The following is a 623-nucleotide window of genomic DNA, read 5'->3' as shown; positions in this document are numbered from 1 at the left end:
TTCTTTATCTGTTTGTCGTCAACTACTGAAATGGCCGCTGACTTAGGTATAAACTGACGTATTAAGCCATTGGTGTTTTCATTTGTGCCTCTTTGCCAGCTTTTATAAGGCTCCGCAAAGTACACGGTGGTGTTTAAATAATACTCAATAGCATGATGATAATTAAATTCGGTTCCATTATCAAAGGTGATGCTTTTAACCATTTTTTCAAACGGCGTTAGCAATTTTATTATCATATCTCTCGTTTCGGAGGCGGTACGTTGATTGAGGCGCCCAATTAATACTAGCCCTGTTTTGCGTTCAACTAATGTCACCAATGCTTGCTTGTCTTTACGGCTAATAATCGTATCTCCCTCCCAATGTCCTCGCGTTTTCCGGCTTTCTACATAACTTGGACGTTGTTTAATTGACCGTTTATATCGGCGGTCTTGTAAATGCCCCAAACTTAGTACACAACTCACGTAGAAAATTAAGCTGCTTGTTTTAGTGTTTTATACTCAATCGGTGTCATGTTATTTAATGCCTCATGCGGTCTTTCGGTGTTATAAATCGTTAGCCATTCTTCGGTTATTCACCTTGCTTGTGCTAAGTTGTTAAAAAGATATAAATCAAGTACTTCAGTA

1 protein-coding gene and 1 pseudogene are annotated in these 623 nt (G+C 38.5%); both read right to left on the bottom strand.

Annotation, left to right across the window (positions count from 1 at the left end):
• On the bottom strand, positions 1 to 461 hold a 461-nt coding region (locus A9G37_RS07765), incomplete at its 3' end, for an IS30 family transposase (protein WP_176701889.1).
• Positions 462 to 469: 8 nt separating this feature from the next.
• Positions 470 to 623, bottom strand: a pseudogene (locus A9G37_RS12235) (integrase core domain-containing protein); the annotation flags it as partial.

This window comes from Gilliamella sp. GillExp13, assembly GCF_001690815.1.
GTDB lineage: Bacteria > Pseudomonadota > Gammaproteobacteria > Enterobacterales > Orbaceae > Gilliamella > Gilliamella bombi.
Note: the sequence above shows the minus strand (reverse complement) of the source record. Positions and strands in the feature narration are given on the sequence as shown.